This is a genomic window from Vibrio sp. 1F279, from assembly GCF_041439815.1.
Lineage (GTDB): Bacteria > Pseudomonadota > Gammaproteobacteria > Enterobacterales > Vibrionaceae > Vibrio > Vibrio tasmaniensis_A.
In genome coordinates this window covers 1-2,297 of record NZ_JBGOOU010000103.1, presented here as the reverse complement: position 1 = coordinate 2,297, position 2,297 = coordinate 1, and the positions used below count along the sequence as shown (strand labels likewise).

The following is a 2,297-nucleotide window of genomic DNA, read 5'->3' as shown; positions in this document are numbered from 1 at the left end:
GATGGTAGTGTGGGGTTTCCCCATGTGAGAGTAGGACATCGCCAGGCTTTAAATTTTTAGAGTCGTTTTTAAACGGTTCTAGAACTGCTGATATAGCTCAGCCCGGTAGAGCGCACCCTTGGTAAGGGTGAGGTCCCCAGTTCGAGTCTGGGTATCAGCACCACTATTTAGTTGATTTGATTCATCAAGTTAACAACAGAATTTGTTTGACGACCATAGCATTGTGGACCCACCTGATTCCATGCCGAACTCAGAAGTGAAACATAATAGCGCCGATGGTAGTGTGGGGCTTCCCCATGTGAGAGTAGGACATCGTCAGGCTTAAATTGCATTATGCTGAATAGACACTGCGGAGTGGTAGTTCAGTTGGTTAGAATACCGGCCTGTCACGCCGGGGGTCGCGGGTTCGAGTCCCGTCCACTCCGCCACTTATTAGAAAGCCTAGTCTTATGACTAGGCTTTCGTCGTTTCTGGATACGATAATTTTGTCTTCGAGCAACGAGTCCCGGTCGCCTGCGACCCCAAGCACTCCACCATTTATAAGAAGTCTCGCTAGAAATCGCGGGTTTTTTTGCATCTAAATTATAGCGTTCGCCCTTCCATTGAATGACTTTTACACAAGGTTTGCGCGTAACCCATGACTCCTAGTTAACGTGTCCCATTATTCTGTTATTTATTAGAAAGTCTAACTCTACGATTAGAGTCTTTTTATTTGTATTTTCTACACCAGTTGTTATTTGAAACGAGCATGCGTTTCACAAACGCATATAGCTTTAAGCTTAGCACTCAAATACTCGAGCTATGCGACGTTGTAAGTCAGGTTAATGAGACTGTTCTGACTCAGCTGTATCCATTCAATATCGAAGCTATATAAGGCTTACAACTCATCCTATGTGCCCTGCGTTCGCAGATGTTTGCTTTATCAAGCGAGTGCACTTTAGTATTAGTTAACAGCCCTTCGTCTACGATACCTGACTTCTATTTTTCTCTGTGAATCTAGAGGGTACTTCTGATGTGTAATTAGGAATCGATCATGGATGTTTCTGCTAAGAGCGCTATAGCCCTTAATGAGGTGACTTCATCCTCTTGTTATTCATTAAGCTTAAACCACTCTTAATTGTATTGAGAACCCTGTTTGAAAAGTATCTCAAAGGGGAATTGGACTATATTTCAGGTTGAAGGAGATAGTCGCTAGATTAAGGGCCCAAATTGGTGCCGGTGGGATACATATGCTAAGAAATAGAGAATTTCTCGTATTCGTGCAGTGATATTTATCATTCAATCAGATCGAGACTCTCTGGCTCTAGGCTCTTAGGAGATATTTACCGGTCTCTTTTCTACTCTGATATGTTTGTTGACTCGATATGAATTAGTTGTGTTGACCACTTTACTCTGAACATATTGATTTCTTGCTGGTTAGTTCAAGCTATGTTTTGGCTATTGCGACTAATATGAAGCTAGAAGGGCGTTATTGTTCGCTTGGTAAGAATAGACTCAAAAAAATCATCGGGTGATATTTTAGTGATTATTTTAACAAATAGATAAAGCCTTAAAAGCTAATGGGGCGAACTATGAAATTAAGCTTTAACTTTGAAGATGCCAGTCAGATCTTTGTAGGATCTTTTGCTTTGGCTGTACCGATTTCTTTTTCCGAAGAAGCCTGGAAGTTAGGGGAGACTTTGCCTACTGCTAATCTGTTGCTGCTATTTTTATTATCAGCAGTGTTCTTAGGCTTTTATACTTATGAAAGTGTCTTTCAGAAAAATGTTGTTGCACGCATGCCTGTGTTTATTTTCAGAATTGTTATTGCTTATGCTATGACGGCGTTGGTAGTTGCTTTGGTACTGACATGTTTGGATAAATTGCCTCTATTAAGCGACCCAATAGTCTCGTTTAAACGTGTCATTGTTATATCAATGCCCGCGTCTATGGGGGCTATTATAGTGGATAGTTTCGATAAAGAGTGAAACTGTATATCACCCAGGTTAAGTCATCAACAGAGCCATTCTGGCGCTTATTTGGTTCACTCTTAGATAACACAAGTAGCAAGCTCGCTAGAAAGGTTTCGACATGTCGTTGGGTGATTAAAGCTAAATCAAAAGAGTAAAGCCTAATTGTTTTACAAGAAAATTAAGACTGAGAGTTTCTTTACTGAATGAGCGATTAGAAAGGTGAGGGGGATGGAGGTACGCTAGGATCTTTAGATGCAAAAAAGCCGCATCAATGATGCGGCTTTCTTTAATTGGCTCCCCTTGCAAGACTTGAACTTGCGACATACGGATTAACAGTCCGCCGTT

Annotated in this window: 2 protein-coding genes, 2 tRNA genes and 1 rRNA gene; 4 read left to right on the top strand and 1 reads right to left on the bottom strand. The window is 41.2% G+C overall.

The features are described from left to right. Window positions 1-86 precede the first annotated feature (86 nt). The 4 genes from ACED60_RS25530 (at window position 87) to ACED60_RS25515 (ending at window position 1,967) form a co-directional block, all read left to right on the top strand. Window positions 87-163 (top strand) — tRNA-Thr (locus tag ACED60_RS25530). 42 nt (window positions 164-205) lie between these two features. Continuing rightward, window positions 206-321: ribosomal RNA gene (rrf, locus tag ACED60_RS25525) — 5S ribosomal RNA — on the top strand. 30 nt (window positions 322-351) lie between these two features. Further along, a tRNA-Asp gene (locus ACED60_RS25520) sits at window positions 352-428 on the top strand. Between the two features lie 1,143 nt (window positions 429-1,571). Next, window positions 1,572-1,967: a DUF2391 family protein gene (locus tag ACED60_RS25515; protein WP_009847710.1), complete on the top strand. Its 396-nt coding sequence runs from the start codon at window positions 1,572-1,574 to the stop codon at window positions 1,965-1,967. A 123-nt stretch (window positions 1,968-2,090) separates the two neighbouring features. On the opposite strand, the gene ACED60_RS25510 is transcribed toward ACED60_RS25515, so the two are convergent. Beyond that, the coding region (locus ACED60_RS25510; protein ID WP_371728724.1) for a hypothetical protein at window positions 2,091-2,297 on the bottom strand (207 nt) is incomplete at its 5' end.

What these genes read in the sequence shown, in the direction of transcription:
- ACED60_RS25515 (WP_009847710.1), top strand. Translation starts at nt 1,572, where the DNA reads ATGAAATTAAGCTTTAACTTTGAAGATGCCAGTCAGATCTTTGTAGGA.